This window comes from Pseudomonas sp. R2-37-08W (assembly GCF_003851705.1).
Taxonomy (GTDB): domain Bacteria; phylum Pseudomonadota; class Gammaproteobacteria; order Pseudomonadales; family Pseudomonadaceae; genus Aquipseudomonas.
Map to the genome: position 1 here is coordinate 4,863,498 of NZ_CP027728.1, position 15,703 is coordinate 4,879,200.

9 protein-coding genes, 2 tRNA genes and 3 rRNA genes are annotated in these 15,703 nt (G+C 56.3%); all 14 read right to left on the reverse strand.

Annotated elements, in window-relative coordinates:
* Positions 1-123: 123 nt before the first annotated feature.
* Positions 124-239 (reverse strand): 5S ribosomal RNA (gene rrf / locus C4J93_RS22455).
* Between the two features lie 165 nt (positions 240-404).
* Positions 405-3,296, reverse strand: a 23S ribosomal RNA gene (locus tag C4J93_RS22460).
* Positions 3,297-3,545: 249 nt separating this feature from the next.
* Positions 3,546-3,621, reverse strand: a tRNA-Ala gene (locus C4J93_RS22465).
* A 30-nt stretch (positions 3,622-3,651) separates the two neighbouring features.
* A tRNA-Ile gene (locus C4J93_RS22470) sits at positions 3,652-3,728 on the reverse strand.
* 82 nt (positions 3,729-3,810) lie between these two features.
* A 16S ribosomal RNA gene (locus C4J93_RS22475) occupies positions 3,811-5,347 on the reverse strand.
* The 16S, 23S and 5S rRNA genes sit together here with 2 tRNA genes alongside, the layout of an rRNA operon.
* A 488-nt stretch (positions 5,348-5,835) precedes the next feature.
* Positions 5,836-6,456: a protein-methionine-sulfoxide reductase heme-binding subunit MsrQ gene (msrQ, locus tag C4J93_RS22485; protein ID WP_124430505.1), complete on the reverse strand. Its 621-nt coding sequence runs from the start codon at positions 6,454-6,456 to the stop codon at positions 5,836-5,838.
* A complete protein-coding gene (gene msrP / locus C4J93_RS22490) occupies positions 6,456-7,469 on the reverse strand; it encodes a protein-methionine-sulfoxide reductase catalytic subunit MsrP (RefSeq protein ID WP_124430506.1) in 1,014 nt (337 codons plus the stop codon). Before msrP ends, msrQ begins: the two co-directional genes overlap by 1 nt.
* Positions 7,470-7,532: 63 nt before the next feature.
* Positions 7,533-8,390 carry a CDP-diacylglycerol--serine O-phosphatidyltransferase gene (pssA, locus tag C4J93_RS22495; protein ID WP_124405292.1) on the reverse strand — a complete coding sequence of 286 codons (858 nt, stop codon included), beginning with the start codon at positions 8,388-8,390 and terminating at the stop codon, positions 7,533-7,535.
* Between the two features lie 146 nt (positions 8,391-8,536).
* The gene (gene ilvC / locus C4J93_RS22500) at positions 8,537-9,553 is read right to left on the reverse strand and encodes a ketol-acid reductoisomerase (RefSeq protein ID WP_003212125.1); all 1,017 of its coding nucleotides are present in this window, start codon (positions 9,551-9,553) and stop codon (positions 8,537-8,539) included.
* Between the two features lie 46 nt (positions 9,554-9,599).
* Positions 9,600-10,091 carry an acetolactate synthase small subunit gene (gene ilvN / locus C4J93_RS22505; protein WP_003176102.1) on the reverse strand — a complete coding sequence of 164 codons (492 nt, stop codon included), beginning with the start codon at positions 10,089-10,091 and terminating at the stop codon, positions 9,600-9,602.
* Between the two features lie 2 nt (positions 10,092-10,093).
* Entirely contained in the window at positions 10,094-11,818 is a 1,725-nt protein-coding gene (locus C4J93_RS22510; RefSeq protein ID WP_124430507.1) for an acetolactate synthase 3 large subunit, read from the reverse strand.
* 431 nt (positions 11,819-12,249) lie between these two features.
* Positions 12,250-12,579, reverse strand: coding sequence for a YqcC family protein (locus C4J93_RS22515; RefSeq protein WP_124371875.1), 330 nt, complete (start codon positions 12,577-12,579; stop codon positions 12,250-12,252).
* The gene (locus tag C4J93_RS22520; protein WP_124430508.1) at positions 12,579-13,313 is read right to left on the reverse strand and encodes a M48 family metallopeptidase; all 735 of its coding nucleotides are present in this window, start codon (positions 13,311-13,313) and stop codon (positions 12,579-12,581) included. Before C4J93_RS22520 ends, C4J93_RS22515 begins: the two co-directional genes overlap by 1 nt.
* 16 nt (positions 13,314-13,329) lie before the next feature.
* Positions 13,330-15,654, reverse strand: coding sequence for a penicillin-binding protein 1B (mrcB, locus tag C4J93_RS22525; protein ID WP_124364413.1), 2,325 nt, complete (start codon positions 15,652-15,654; stop codon positions 13,330-13,332).
* Positions 15,655-15,703 lie beyond the last annotated feature (49 nt).

Below are 15,703 nucleotides of genomic sequence, written 5' to 3' on the forward strand. Positions count from 1 at the left end.
GGGAAAGCAAGAATCGAGGCGTGGACTTTAGCACTGAAGGCCACTGCAATGAGCGTCTTGGCACTTTTCGACCGCCCAAAACAAAACCCCACCTGCTTTCGCAAATGGGGTTTCGGAATTTAATCTTGACGATGACCTACTCTCACATGGGGAAACCCCACACTACCATCGGCGATGCATCGTTTCACTACTGAGTTCGGGATGGGATCAGGTGGTTCCAATGCTCTATGGTCGTCAAGAAATTCGGGTACTGAGTCGTGGCCATGTGGCCTCGCTTCAGCAAATTGGGTATGCGATAGGTTTCGGTGTTTTGCGAGCCTCGAACTTTCGGTTCATTGCGTCTTCACACACCGCAATCTGGTTGCTCTGGATTAAAGAGCCGACGCAAATTGCTTGGGTGTTATATGGTCAAGCCTCACGGGCAATTAGTATTGGTTAGCTCAACGCCTCACAGCGCTTACACACCCAACCTATCAACGTCGTAGTCTTCGACGGCCCTTCAGGGGACTCAAGGTCCCAGTGAGATCTCATCTTGAGGCTAGTTTCCCGCTTAGATGCTTTCAGCGGTTATCTATTCCGAACATAGCTACCCGGCAATGCCACTGGCGTGACAACCGGAACACCAGAGGTTCGTCCACTCCGGTCCTCTCGTACTAGGAGCAGCCCCTCTCAAATCTCAAACGTCCACGGCAGATAGGGACCGAACTGTCTCACGACGTTCTAAACCCAGCTCGCGTACCACTTTAAATGGCGAACAGCCATACCCTTGGGACCGGCTTCAGCCCCAGGATGTGATGAGCCGACATCGAGGTGCCAAACACCGCCGTCGATATGAACTCTTGGGCGGTATCAGCCTGTTATCCCCGGAGTACCTTTTATCCGTTGAGCGATGGCCCTTCCATACAGAACCACCGGATCACTAAGACCTACTTTCGTACCTGCTCGACGTGTCTGTCTCGCAGTCAAGCGCGCTTTTGCCTTTATACTCTACGACCGATTTCCGACCGGTCTGAGCGCACCTTCGTACTCCTCCGTTACTCTTTAGGAGGAGACCGCCCCAGTCAAACTACCCACCATACACTGTCCTCGATCCGGATAACGGACCTGAGTTAGAACCTCAAAGTTGCCAGGGTGGTATTTCAAGGTTGGCTCCACGCGAACTGGCGTCCACGCTTCAAAGCCTCCCACCTATCCTACACAAGCAAATTCAAAGTCCAGTGCAAAGCTATAGTAAAGGTTCACGGGGTCTTTCCGTCTAGCCGCGGATACACTGCATCTTCACAGCGATTTCAATTTCACTGAGTCTCGGGTGGAGACAGCGCCGCCATCGTTACGCCATTCGTGCAGGTCGGAACTTACCCGACAAGGAATTTCGCTACCTTAGGACCGTTATAGTTACGGCCGCCGTTTACCGGGGCTTCGATCAAGAGCTTCGCGTTAGCTAACCCCATCAATTAACCTTCCGGCACCGGGCAGGCGTCACACCCTATACGTCCACTTTCGTGTTTGCAGAGTGCTGTGTTTTTAATAAACAGTCGCAGCGGCCTGGTATCTTCGACCGGCATGAGCTTACGGAGCAAGTCCTTCACCCTCACCGGCGCACCTTCTCCCGAAGTTACGGTGCCATTTTGCCTAGTTCCTTCACCCGAGTTCTCTCAAGCGCCTTGGTATTCTCTACCCAACCACCTGTGTCGGTTTGGGGTACGGTTCCTGGTTACCTGAAGCTTAGAAGCTTTTCTTGGAAGCATGGCATCAACCACTTCGTCGTCTAAAAGACAACTCGTCATCAGCTCTCGGCCTTAAGATCCCGGATTTACCTAAGATCTCAGCCTACCACCTTAAACTTGGACAACCAACGCCAAGCTGGCCTAGCCTTCTCCGTCCCTCCATCGCAATAACCAGAAGTACAGGAATATTAACCTGTTTTCCATCGACTACGCTTTTCAGCCTCGCCTTAGGGACCGACTAACCCTGCGTCGATTAACGTTGCGCAGGAAACCTTGGTCTTTCGGCGTGGGTGTTTTTCACACCCATTGTCGTTACTCATGTCAGCATTCGCACTTCTGATACCTCCAGCAAGCTTCTCAACTCACCTTCACAGGCTTACAGAACGCTCCTCTACCGCATCACTTACGTGATACCCGTAGCTTCGGTGTATGGTTTGAGCCCCGTTACATCTTCCGCGCAGGCCGACTCGACTAGTGAGCTATTACGCTTTCTTTAAAGGGTGGCTGCTTCTAAGCCAACCTCCTAGCTGTCTAAGCCTTCCCACATCGTTTCCCACTTAACCATAACTTTGGGACCTTAGCTGACGGTCTGGGTTGTTTCCCTTTTCACGACGGACGTTAGCACCCGCCGTGTGTCTCCCATGCTCGGCACTTGTAGGTATTCGGAGTTTGCATCGGTTTGGTAAGTCGGGATGACCCCCTAGCCGAAACAGTGCTCTACCCCCTACAGTGATACATGAGGCGCTACCTAAATAGCTTTCGAGGAGAACCAGCTATCTCCGAGCTTGATTAGCCTTTCACTCCGATCCACAGGTCATCCGCTAACTTTTCAACGGTAGTCGGTTCGGTCCTCCAGTTAGTGTTACCCAACCTTCAACCTGCCCATGGATAGATCGCCCGGTTTCGGGTCTATTCCCAGCGACTAGACGCCCTATTAAGACTCGCTTTCGCTACGCCTCCCCTATTCGGTTAAGCTCGCCACTGAAAATAAGTCGCTGACCCATTATACAAAAGGTACGCAGTCACCTAACAAAGTAGGCTCCCACTGCTTGTACGCATACGGTTTCAGGATCTATTTCACTCCCCTCTCCGGGGTTCTTTTCGCCTTTCCCTCACGGTACTAGTTCACTATCGGTCAGTCAGTAGTATTTAGCCTTGGAGGATGGTCCCCCCATATTCAGACAAAGTTTCTCGTGCTCCGTCCTACTCGATTTCATGACTAAGAGATTTTCGCGTACAGGGCTATCACCCACTATGGCCGCACTTTCCAGAGCGTTCCGCTAATCTCAAAGCCACTTAAGGGCTAGTCCCCGTTCGCTCGCCACTACTAAGGGAATCTCGGTTGATTTCTTTTCCTCAGGGTACTTAGATGTTTCAGTTCCCCTGGTTCGCTCCATACACCTATGTATTCAGTGTAAGGTAACCATCTTATGATGGCTGGGTTCCCCCATTCAGACATCTCCGGATCAAAGTCTGTTTGCCGACTCCCCGAAGCTTTTCGCAGGCTACCACGTCTTTCATCGCCTCTGACTGCCAAGGCATCCACCGTATGCGCTTCTTCACTTGACCATATAACCCCAAGCAATCTGGTTATACTGTGAAGACAACATTCGCCGAAAATTCGATCATACTCAATTAAGAGCGACTCACAAATTTTACCTTAGCCTGAGCCGTTACCAGTGAAAGTAACGTTCAGTCTATCTTTCTATCACATACCCAAATTTTTAAAGAACGAACTAGTCAAAGACTAGAAATCAACATTCACCATCACAACAATGGAATGCTCATTTCTAAGCTTTCTACAAACAGAAGCAGTAGTGGTGGAGCCAAACGGGATCGAACCGTTGACCTCCTGCGTGCAAGGCAGGCGCTCTCCCAGCTGAGCTATGGCCCCGTATTTCTACAGGCGTTTCCCACACAAAATTGGTGGGTCTGGGCAGATTCGAACTGCCGACCTCACCCTTATCAGGGGTGCGCTCTAACCAACTGAGCTACAGACCCAATTTCGGGCTGCTTCTTTTCGTCTTCTTCAATGAATCAAGCAATTCGTGTGGGAACTTATGGAGCAGCTGATGTCGTCGATTAAGGAGGTGATCCAGCCGCAGGTTCCCCTACGGCTACCTTGTTACGACTTCACCCCAGTCATGAATCACACCGTGGTAACCGTCCTCCCGAAGGTTAGACTAGCTACTTCTGGTGCAACCCACTCCCATGGTGTGACGGGCGGTGTGTACAAGGCCCGGGAACGTATTCACCGCGACATTCTGATTCGCGATTACTAGCGATTCCGACTTCACGCAGTCGAGTTGCAGACTGCGATCCGGACTACGATCGGTTTTCTGGGATTAGCTCCACCTCGCGGCTTGGCAACCCTCTGTACCGACCATTGTAGCACGTGTGTAGCCCAGGCCGTAAGGGCCATGATGACTTGACGTCATCCCCACCTTCCTCCGGTTTGTCACCGGCAGTCTCCTTAGAGTGCCCACCATAACGTGCTGGTAACTAAGGACAAGGGTTGCGCTCGTTACGGGACTTAACCCAACATCTCACGACACGAGCTGACGACAGCCATGCAGCACCTGTCTCAATGTTCCCGAAGGCACCAATCCATCTCTGGAAAGTTCATTGGATGTCAAGGCCTGGTAAGGTTCTTCGCGTTGCTTCGAATTAAACCACATGCTCCACCGCTTGTGCGGGCCCCCGTCAATTCATTTGAGTTTTAACCTTGCGGCCGTACTCCCCAGGCGGTCAACTTAATGCGTTAGCTGCGCCACTAAGAGCTCAAGGCTCCCAACGGCTAGTTGACATCGTTTACGGCGTGGACTACCAGGGTATCTAATCCTGTTTGCTCCCCACGCTTTCGCACCTCAGTGTCAGTGTTGGTCCAGGTGGTCGCCTTCGCCACTGGTGTTCCTTCCTATATCTACGCATTTCACCGCTACACAGGAAATTCCACCACCCTCTACCACACTCTAGTCAGTCAGTTTTGAATGCAGTTCCCAGGTTGAGCCCGGGGATTTCACATCCAACTTAACAAACCACCTACGCGCGCTTTACGCCCAGTAATTCCGATTAACGCTTGCACCCTCTGTATTACCGCGGCTGCTGGCACAGAGTTAGCCGGTGCTTATTCTGTCGGTAACGTCAAAACAATCACGTATTAGGTAACTGCCCTTCCTCCCAACTTAAAGTGCTTTACAATCCGAAGACCTTCTTCACACACGCGGCATGGCTGGATCAGGCTTTCGCCCATTGTCCAATATTCCCCACTGCTGCCTCCCGTAGGAGTCTGGACCGTGTCTCAGTTCCAGTGTGACTGATCATCCTCTCAGACCAGTTACGGATCGTCGCCTTGGTGAGCCATTACCTCACCAACTAGCTAATCCGACCTAGGCTCATCTGATAGCGCAAGGCCCGAAGGTCCCCTGCTTTCTCCCGTAGGACGTATGCGGTATTAGCGTCCGTTTCCGAACGTTATCCCCCACTACCAGGCAGATTCCTAGGCATTACTCACCCGTCCGCCGCTCTCAAGAGAAGCAAGCTTCTCTCTACCGCTCGACTTGCATGTGTTAGGCCTGCCGCCAGCGTTCAATCTGAGCCATGATCAAACTCTTCAGTTCAAACATCTTTGGGTTTTTAAGAAACCCTAAACTTGGCTCAGCAATCGTTGGTTACATCTTTGATTTCTCGCGGAGTAACTTGTGATGCTGATAATCTTGTTGACTATCAGTCTGACTCCACAAGCACCCACACGAATTGCTTGATTCAGTTGTTAAAGAGCGGTTGGTTAAGAGCTATTCGTCTCAACCGAGGCGCGCATTCTACAGCAGCCTCATTTGCTGTCAAGCGGTTATTTTCAGAAGTTTTCGAAGAATTCTTCAACAACTTCAACCACTTGCGCTTGCGATCTCTCGTAAGCGGGAGGCGAATTCTACAGCGTTACACGCTGCTGTCAACACCTCTTTTCAACTTCCTTTTGGCTTCGATGGACTGAAGCAACCTGCTGCCGAAAACTACTTAACTCATTGTTTACCAAGGAGTTTTCCGTTTCGGCTGCGCCGGAAGTGGGGCGAATTATAGGCGCCCAGAATCTGCCGTCAAGGGTTAATTACGCTTTTGTTGCTGCCGGTGCTTTTTTAGTAATAAGACGCGGGATCCGACGCATCACTGGCGGTACGCGCAGCAACAGAAGCAGTGCACCTATGGAAGCATAGATAACCCACTCCTTGAGGTCAGCCCGAACTATCCACAGCATGTGCAGCAAACCGAGCCCCAGAATCACGTACACCAGGCGATGCAATTTCTTCCAGCGACTGCCCAGCCGACGCTGACTGTAACGATTGGAGGTCACAGCCAAAACCAGTAGAGACAAAAACCCCAGGGCGCCGACAATTATGTACGGACGCTTACGCAACTCCACGCCCAGCTGTGACCAGTCTAGCCCAAGGACAAATACGCAATAAGCCGCCAAGTGCAGCACCACATAAGCAAAGCACCACAAACCCAGCTGCCGGCGCACTGCGATCCACCCCGCCCAACCGCTGAGCTTGTGCAGCGGTGTCATCGCGAGCGTGATCAGCAACAGGATCAAGGTGCCCAGACCCAGGCGATCCACCAGCACCTTGCCCGGGTCGGGCCCCAGGGCAAAACTCCAGGCTTCATAGAGCCAGAACAACGGCCAGACAGCGGCGGCTATAAAGACGCCGATGCGCCAGATCGAATAGCGCATCAGTAATTCTTCTTCAGGTCGAGACCTGTATAGAGAGCAGCGACCTCATCCGCGTAGCCATTGAACATCTGCGTCTCACGCACGTTCGGGCTGAAAAGGCCGCTCGGTAGACGACGCTCCCGTGCCTGGGTCCAGCGCGGATGGTCAACCGTAGGGTTCACATTCGCATAAAACCCGTACTCATCGGCAGCAATACTCTGCCAGGTCGTTTTAGGTTGCTCGCTGACAAGACTGATCCGCACAATCGACTTCACGCTCTTGAAGCCATACTTCCAAGGCACGACCAAACGCAGGGGCGCCCCGTTCTGGTTAGGCAACTCCCGCCCGTACATGCCCACGGCAAGGATCGCCAACGGATTCATCGCCTCGTCCAGACGCAGCCCTTCTATATAAGGCCAGTCGATCAAGCCGAAACTGGAACGCTGACCCGGCATGCTCTTCGGGTCCTGCAGCGTTTCGAAGCGGATGAATTTCGCCTTTGAAGTAGGCTCAACCTGCTTGAGCAAGGCGGAAACAGGAAAGCCGATCCAGGGAATCACCATCGACCACGCTTCGACGCAACGCAGCCGGTAGATGCGCTCTTCCAATTCGTAAGGTTTCATGAAGTCTTCCAAGGCGTAGCGCCCCGGCTTCGCAACTTCACCATCAATCACCACACTCCATGGCTCAGTCTTGAGCGAACCCGCATTTGCCGCCGGATCGCCCTTGTCTGTGCCGAACTCGTAGAAGTTGTTGTAGTGGGTTGCATCCTTGAACGGCGTGATGGCCTCGTCCTTGACCGTCACAGCCTGCCACTTGGTGCCTGGAAGCTTTTGCGTAAACCAGTCAGGCGCCCTGCCCGGCTCGACATCGGCATAACGTGCCGCCTCTTCGGCACTGGCCCAACGTGGCGAGCTGCTCGCGGCAATACCGGCAAGCGCACCACCGAGCAAGCTGCGGCGAGAGAGGTAGAACGATTCAGGCGTGACATCCGATTCGTGGCAATCGGACGCTTTGGGGATCTTGATTAACATGGCAGCTCCGCAGCATTGGAGGACAGGTGCACCAATAGACTGCGGAGTATGGGGGAAATTACATTAAGACAGTGTTTTGTCCCGGCGAAGATGCAGCAGGTACTGCACCGGCCCGGAAGCGGCGTAGACCAGGAAAGCTAACAATAGAATTCTCGGCGGGTCGCTGAACACCACCGCAAACACCAGCACCACCACTAGAATCGCCACGAAAGGCACACGCCCCTTGAGGTCGAACTCCTTGAAGCTGTTGTACTTGATGTTGCTGACCATCAGCATGCCGGCCGCCGCAACCATCAAGGCGACCAGGAACGACATCTTCGAACCCTGGATGCCGTAGTCACTGAACGCCCAGACGATACCCGCCACTACGCCCGCAGCAGCCGGGCTGGCCAGGCCAATGAAGTAGCGCTTGTCGGCAGTACCGACCTGAGTGTTGAAGCGCGCCAGACGCAACGCCGCACCCGCCACATAGATGAAGGCCACCATCCAGCCGACCTTACCCATGTCACCCAGCGCCCAGGCAAACGCCAGCAACGCCGGGGCGACGCCAAAGGCAACCATGTCCGACAACGAGTCGTACTCGGCACCGAAGGCGCTTTGGGTGTTGGTCATGCGCGCCACACGACCATCCAGGCCATCAAGCACCATGGCGACGAAGATGGCGATGGCAGCAAAACCGAAGTACTTGCTGGCACTTACGGCATCACCCGCCGCCAATGCGCTCTGGGCACTCATCGAGTTGATGATGGAATAGAAGCCGGCAAACAGGTTCGCCGTGGTGAACAGGTTGGGCAGCAGATAGATGCCACGATGCCGGACCTTGCGGCCTTCCGCGTCATGCCCTTCTTCGACATGTTCATCGATTGGCAGCAGGCTTTCGGCGTCAGAAGCCTGGCTTGGCTCTTCGGGACGTTCGCTCATGGACTTTACCTTGCAACGGTGTGAAAAAAATTCGACAGATACTTGCGGCGAGTGTTCGCCCGCAAACGATGCAGCTTTATACCAGAACCCGCTTACCCAAACGAAAAAACGCGGCCGAAGCCGCGTTTTCCCTTGATACGTGCGACTTAGTTCTTGGCTTTGTCGACGATCTTGTTGGCACCGATCCACGGCATCATGGAACGCAGTTGCTCGCCGATGATTTCGATACCGTGGGCGGCGTTGTTACGACGCTTGGCGGTCATCGAAGGGTAGCCGGTCGCGCCTTCGCTGATGAACATCTTGGCGTATTCGCCGTCCTGAATACGTTTCAGGGCGTTGCGCATTGCCTGACGGGACTCGGCGTTGATCACTTCCGGGCCGGTGACGTACTCACCGTACTCGGCGTTGTTGGAGATCGAGTAGTTCATGTTGGCGATACCGCCTTCGTACATGAGGTCAACGATCAGCTTCAGTTCGTGCAGGCATTCGAAGTAGGCCATTTCCGGCGCGTAGCCAGCTTCAACCAGGGTTTCGAAACCGGCTTTCACCAGCTCAACGGTACCACCGCACAGTACGGCTTGTTCGCCGAACAGGTCGGTTTCAGTCTCGTCCTTGAAGGTGGTTTCGATGATGCCGGTACGACCACCGCCGACACCGGCAGCGTAGGACAGTGCAACGTTCTTGGCGTTGCCCGAAGCGTCCTGGTAGATCGCGATCAGGTCGGGGATACCGCCGCCCTTGACGAACTCGGAGCGTACAGTGTGGCCCGGAGCCTTCGGCGCGATCATGATCACGTCGAGGTCAGCGCGCGGCACAACCTGGTTGTAGTGGATCGCGAAGCCGTGGGAGAAGGCCAGGGTGGCGCCCTTCTTGATGTTCGGCTCGATTTCGTTCTTGTACAGCGCGGATTGGAATTCGTCCGGGGTCAGGATCATGACCAGGTCGGCAGCTGCCACGGCGGAAGCCACGTCAGTCACTTTCAGGCCGTGGGCTTCAGCCTTGGCAACGGTCGCCGAGCCTTTGCGCAGGCCAACAGTGACGTCAACGCCGGAATCTTTCAGGTTGCACGCTTGAGCGTGGCCCTGGGAGCCGTAACCGATGATGGCGACTTTCTTGCCCTGGATGATCGACAGGTCACAATCTTTATCGTAATAAACTTTCATGAGGTTCCTCTATATATCCAGGCCGTAAGGCCATTCGCTAATTGGGTTAGATGCTGAGTACTTTGTCGCCACGGGCAATCCCGGTGACACCACTGCGTACGGTTTCCAGAATCGAGGCCGTCCCGATCGACTGGATGAAGCTGTCCAGCTTGTCGCTCGTACCGGTCAGTTGAACGGTATAAACGCTGGCGCTCACATCGACGATCTGCCCGCGATAAATATCGGTAGTGCGCTTGATCTCGGCACGCTGGGCACCCGTGGCCTTGACCTTGACCAGCATCAGCTCACGCTCGATGTGGGCACTTTCCGACAGGTCGACCAGCTTGACCACTTCGATCAGCTTGTTGAGGTTCTTGGTGATCTGCTCGATCACCTCATCGTGGCCCACGGTGGTCAACGTCAGGCGCGACAGGGTCGGGTCTTCGGTCGGGGCCACGGTCAGGCTTTCGATGTTGTAGTTGCGTTGCGAAAACAGGCCGACAACACGAGACAGAGCGCCGGGTTCGTTCTCCAGAAGCAGGGAGATAATGTGCCGCATGATTAAGTACGCTCCGTCTTGTTCAGCCACATGTCGCGCATCGAGCCGTCTTTGATCTGCATCGGGTAGACGTGCTCGCTGGTGTCCACCTTGATATCGATGAACACCAGACGGTCCTTCATGGCGAACGCTTCTTCCATCTTCGGCTTCAGATCTTTCAGATCGGTGATGCGCATGCCGACGTGGCCGTAGGCTTCAACCAACTTGACGAAATCCGGCAACGATTCCATGTAGGAATGGGAGTGACGGCTACCGTAGCTCATGTCCTGCCACTGGCGAACCATGCCCAGCACGCCATTGTTCAGGCAGACGATCTTCACCGGAAGGCCGTACTGCAGGCACGTTGACAGTTCCTGGATATTCATCTGGATGCTGCCTTCACCGGTGACACAGGCAACGTCGGCATCCGGAAAGCTCAGCTTTACGCCCATGGCCGCCGGAAAACCAAAGCCCATCGTGCCCAGGCCACCGGAGTTGATCCAGCGGTTAGGCTTGTCGAATTTGTAGTACTGCGCGGCGAACATCTGGTGCTGGCCCACGTCGGAGGTCACAAAGGCGTCGCCCTTGGTCACTTCGCACAGGGTTTCGATCACGGTTTGTGGCTTGATGATGCTGCCGTCGCCCTTGTCGTACGGGAACAGGCCGCGGTCACCGCGCCATTCGTCGATCTGCTTCCACCAGCTGGCAACGGATTCCTTGTTCGGCGTTTCGCCGATGTCCTTGAGCGCGGCGACCATTTCAGTCAGCACGCTTTCCACCGGGCCCACGATTGGCACGTCGGCCTTGATGGTCTTGGAAATGGACGCCGGGTCGATGTCGATATGGATGATCTTGGCATTCGGGCAGAACTTGCTCGCGCCGTTGATCACGCGGTCATCGAACCGTGCGCCGACCGCCAGAATCACATCGGCGTGGTGCATGGCGAGGTTGGCGGTATAGCTGCCGTGCATACCGAGCATGCCGACGAATTGACGGTCCGAACCCGGGAATGCGCCAAGCCCCATCAAGGTATTGGTCACCGGCAGGTTGAGCAGCTTGGCCAATTCTGTGAGCGGTGCGGAGCCGCCCCCCAGAATCACGCCGCCGCCGGAGTACAGCACCGGGCGCTTGGCCGCGAGAAGCATTTCCGCCGCCTTGCGGATTTGTCCCGAGTGCCCACGCACGGCCGGGCTGTAGGAGCGCAGCTTGGCTTTCTTCGGGAAAATGTATTCGAATTTCTCGGCCGGGTTGGTCATGTCCTTGGGAATATCCACCACGACAGGTCCCGGACGACCGGATTGTGCGAGGTAGAACGCCTTTTTCATGATTTCCGGAATTTCCGACGCGTGCTTGATCATGAAGCTGTGTTTCACGATCGGGCGGGAGATACCGATCATGTCGGTTTCCTGGAACGCGTCGGTACCGACCATGGTGCTGGCGACCTGGCCGGAAATGATCACCATGGGAATGGAGTCCATATAAGCAGTCGCGATGCCAGTGATGGCATTGGTTGCGCCTGGGCCGGACGTTACCAGTACCACGCCGGCTTTACCGGTGGCACGGGCATAACCGTCAGCCATATGGGTTGCGGCCTGTTCGTGGCGAACCAGGATGTGGGTAACAGCCGGTTCCTTGAACAGTGCGTCGTAGACATGCAGCAGAGCACCACCTGGGTACCCGTAGATATAGTCGACGCCTTCGTCACGCAAAAAGCGGACGAGCATCTCACCGCCAGATAAAAGCTCCACGTTGTTCACCTCTAAAACGCCAGAATACCGTCCGTTGAAAACCGACGGGTCTTAATAGGTTTACTTCTCAACAGAGCATGAGCGACGGTGGTCGCCGACTACGTCAGCACTGACTGAGCAAGTATTGGGATCGTCCCAAGTGTTGCGGGCTTTTCCCACCCAGCGCGAGGTAACGCGTTGCGGGTGTTACAGGTCGGCGCGGGTGTGCGCCTCATGATCTGCTGAGCGGGCCTGCTTCTGGCAGTCCCGATACAGCGGACTTTGGATTCTTCTGTTTCAGGCCCTTCAAGTCAAGCAATAATTGCGCTTTTTTCCAACTAAGCGCATGAGAACGTAGGAGAAAGGCCTTTGAGGAGGGATAAAACTCGCCTGAATGTCGTCAAGCGGTAGAAATATGCGCAAGACTGCCGGAAATCCCGACAGTCAGGCAATTAACCAGCGTCAGCGATCAGTTGGTCGAACTTTTTCAGCGCATTACGCAAGCCAAGGCTCTCTCGCGGACGGTCGGCGTAGACCATTTCGGCCATTTCCAGAATACCGGAAGCATTGGGCAGAGGCAGGTCCTGTTCGAGGATCTGCTTCATGCGTACCAGGAATATCCATTGCAGCCATTGGTGAAAATCCAATGTGTCGACCGAAAAAGGCTCGACGCTGCTGAGCGCTTCGGCGCTGGGGGGCACTGCGTCCCACCAGCCCTGCACGCGCAACTCTCGCTCGATCAATAACAACTGCTCGGCAATCGCCGGGAACCGCCCATCCATCAGAGGCTGACCTTGGCTTTTGCCCGAGCCTGGGCAGCGCCGGCAGCGTCGCCTTGGGCGGCACGCGCGTCACCGATCAACCCCCACAGGCTGGCTTGCAGGTCGGGGCGACCGTTGGCCAGGGTCAAACCACGGCGAGCGAACTGCTCGGCTTGCGGCGCATCACCCTGGGCCAGGCGTACCTGGGCCAGGCGATACAACACTTGTGGTTCGCGAGGGGCAACGCGTTGAGCACGCTCGAGGCTCGACGAAGCGCCATTGAGATCACCACCGGCCTGCTGTTGCTGGGCGGTGGTGAGCAGCGCCAGTACCGGGCCATCCAGTTGTTCGTCAGCCGACAGGCCGCCGGCACTGGACGACGAAGGAATACCGCTCGGCGTCGATGGCATGGTGTAAGTGCCCTGGTTGACCGGCGCCGTCTGGATCGGCGTGGAGTCGATCGGCGCCGAAGTGCCTGGGCCTGGTGTCCAGGGTTCGGCACTGATCGGGGCCGCGGTTGCAGCGCCACTGCCAGGCACCATCACCACCACGCCCGAATCCTGTGGCATTGCCTGAGGCTTGGCCTGTGCCGGGCGGTTGGTCACGGTTTGACGAAACCCGCCATTGGCCGAAATCCGGTCATTATTGGAGACGTTGGTACTCGAATCCACCACCGGAATCGAGCCGTGTTGCACGCTGGAGCAACCGCCGAGCAAAGCCAGAACGGTAATCGCTGGAATCCACAACTTGTTCACTTGAAACCCTCTTTGCTTAATTCATCCAGCCCTTGACCCAATCCATCACCGAGTCCGCATCAGCAGGGGCGCTGCCCCCGCATGCGGCACCGGGGGGTGGCTCGCTGCCGCGAATATACGGCATCTGCACCGCTCCCGGGCAGTTGGCATCGGAACCCTGGCCGGTGTGCGGATCAATCCATGCCTGCACAATATTGTCCGGCTGCGGCATGTTGAGTGGCAACGGGTCTGCCTTGCGCATGAAGCTGGTCCAGACCTGCAGCGCGCCGGTCGCACCGGTGAACGGCGTCTTGCCATTGTCGTCACGGCCCAGCCACACCACGGCCAATACGTCCTGGCCAAAACCTGCGAACCAACTGTCGCGCGAATCGTTACTGGTGCCGGTCTTGCCCGCCAGCGTCAGGTTCGACGGCAGCACGCTGTAGACCGAGCGTCCGGTACCTTCACGCATCACGCGCTGCATGGCGTTCTGGATCAGGTAGATGGAGCCCGCGTCGAAACGTTGCTGGATCTGGAACGGGTAGCGCTTGAGCGGTTCGCCCTCGGCGGTCAGCACGCTGCGAATACCGCGCATCGGCGTATTGAAGCCACCGTTGGCCAAGGTCTGGTACATGGTGGCCACTTCCATCGGGCTCATGGCCGCCGCACCCAGCAACATCGAGGGGAACGCCGGGAACTCGCGCTCGATACCCAGTCGCGCCAAGGTTTTCAGCACATTCGGCACACCGACTTCCAGCCCAAGGCGCGATGTCGAGATGTTGTAGGAATGCGCCAGCCCCTGATACAGGAACACGGTGCCGTGGGAGCGGCGGTCGAAGTTCTTTGGCGTCCACACCTGGCCATCGGCGCCTTTGATCGACAGCGGGTCATCCGACAGCCAACTGGTCAGTGTGTACTTGCTCGGTTTTTCCAGGGCGGTCAGGTAGACCGCCGGCTTGACCAGCGAGCCAATCGGGCGCACGGCATCCAGCGCGCGGTTGAACCCGGCGAAGCTGGCCTGACGGCTACCGATCATGGCCTGGACCTCGCCGGTTTCCGGGTTGGTCACCACCATCGCGGCTTCTACTTCATCGGAGCCTTTGCGGCCTGTCAGGCGCTTGAAGGTGTCATTGACCGACGCCTCGGCTTTCATCTGCAGGATGGGGTCGAAGCTGGTGAAGATTCGCAGGCCTTCCTCGGTCAAGTCTTCGTCGCGATAGTCCTCGCGCAGTTGGCGTTTGACCAGGTCGATAAAGCCGGGGAATGAGCTATCTGCCAGCTTGCCGCGGGTGGTGACACCCAGCGGCATTTTCTTCGCGGCCGCGACCTGTTCGGCCGTGGCGACGCCCTGCTGTTCCAATACATCGAGTACCAGGTTGCGGCGCTCGAGCGCACGCTCAGGGTTGCGACGCGGGTTGTAATAGGACGGCCCCTTGACCATCCCCACCAGCAACGCAACCTGATGCAGCTTCAATTCGGACAATGGCTGCCCGAAGAAGAACTGGCTGGCCAGGCCGAAACCGTGCACCGCGCGCTGACCATCCTGGCCGACGAAGACTTCGTTGAGGTACGCCTCGAGGATTTCCTGCTTGCTGTAATGCAACTCCAGCAGCATTGCCATCATGGCTTCGGTGAGCTTGCGGGTAAGGCTGCGCTCATTGGTCAGGTAGAAATTCTTCACCAACTGCTGGGTGAGCGTGCTGCCACCCTGGGTCATCTTGCCGCCGGAAGTATTGACCCACACCGCGCGGGCAATCGATTTGGGCGAGACGCCCCAGTGGCTGTAGAAGTCGCGGTCTTCTACTGCTACCAGGGTTTCCAGCAGATACGGCGGCGCCTGATCGAGCTTGATCAGGATCCGGTCTTCAAGATTCTTCGGGTAGATACCGCCGATCATCAGCGGCTCAAGGCGTACCACTGGCAGCTTGGCGCCGTTGAGCGACGACAACTCAGCCACGTAATCGCCGGAAAAACGCACGCGTACCGGCTGGGCTTTTTCCAGGCCTTCGTAGAACTGGAAGCCGCGGGTGTTCAGGTCGACGGTATTGCCGCTGACGGCCGCCGCGCCTGGGCCGTTGCTCACGGGTTCGCGGCGATAGCCCAGCGCATCGAGCTCGGTGAGGAAGTCCTCCTTGCTCAACTTCTGGCCGGCGAACAATTCCAGCGGGCGGGCGTACACCTTGGCCGGGATGGTCCAGCGCTTGCCGGAGAACTTCTCCTGGACCACGGCGTCGAGATACACCGCGACGCCGGCGAGCGCCACAAGGCCAACCAGGCCGAGCTTGAGCGCCCAGCCCAGCCAAGGGCGCAGGCTGCGCGAAGGAGGTTTTTTACGGGAACGGGGAGATCGGGTTCGAGTCATGGCGGCGGATTATACGCACTTTATTGATGATCAACATGAGCCGGACGGC

What these genes read in the sequence shown, in the direction of transcription:
- msrQ (WP_124430505.1), bottom strand. Translation starts at nt 6,456, where the DNA reads ATGCGCTATTCGATCTGGCGCATCGGCGTCTTTATAGCCGCCGCTGTC.
- C4J93_RS22515 (WP_124371875.1), bottom strand. Translation starts at nt 12,579, where the DNA reads ATGGATGGGCGGTTCCCGGCGATTGCCGAGCAGTTGTTATTGATCGAG.
- mrcB (WP_124364413.1), bottom strand. Translation starts at nt 15,654, where the DNA reads ATGACTCGAACCCGATCTCCCCGTTCCCGTAAAAAACCTCCTTCGCGC.
- pssA (WP_124405292.1), bottom strand. Translation starts at nt 8,390, where the DNA reads ATGAGCGAACGTCCCGAAGAGCCAAGCCAGGCTTCTGACGCCGAAAGC.
- ilvC (WP_003212125.1), bottom strand. Translation starts at nt 9,553, where the DNA reads ATGAAAGTTTATTACGATAAAGATTGTGACCTGTCGATCATCCAGGGC.
- msrP (WP_124430506.1), bottom strand. Translation starts at nt 7,469, where the DNA reads ATGTTAATCAAGATCCCCAAAGCGTCCGATTGCCACGAATCGGATGTC.
- ilvN (WP_003176102.1), bottom strand. Translation starts at nt 10,091, where the DNA reads ATGCGGCACATTATCTCCCTGCTTCTGGAGAACGAACCCGGCGCTCTG.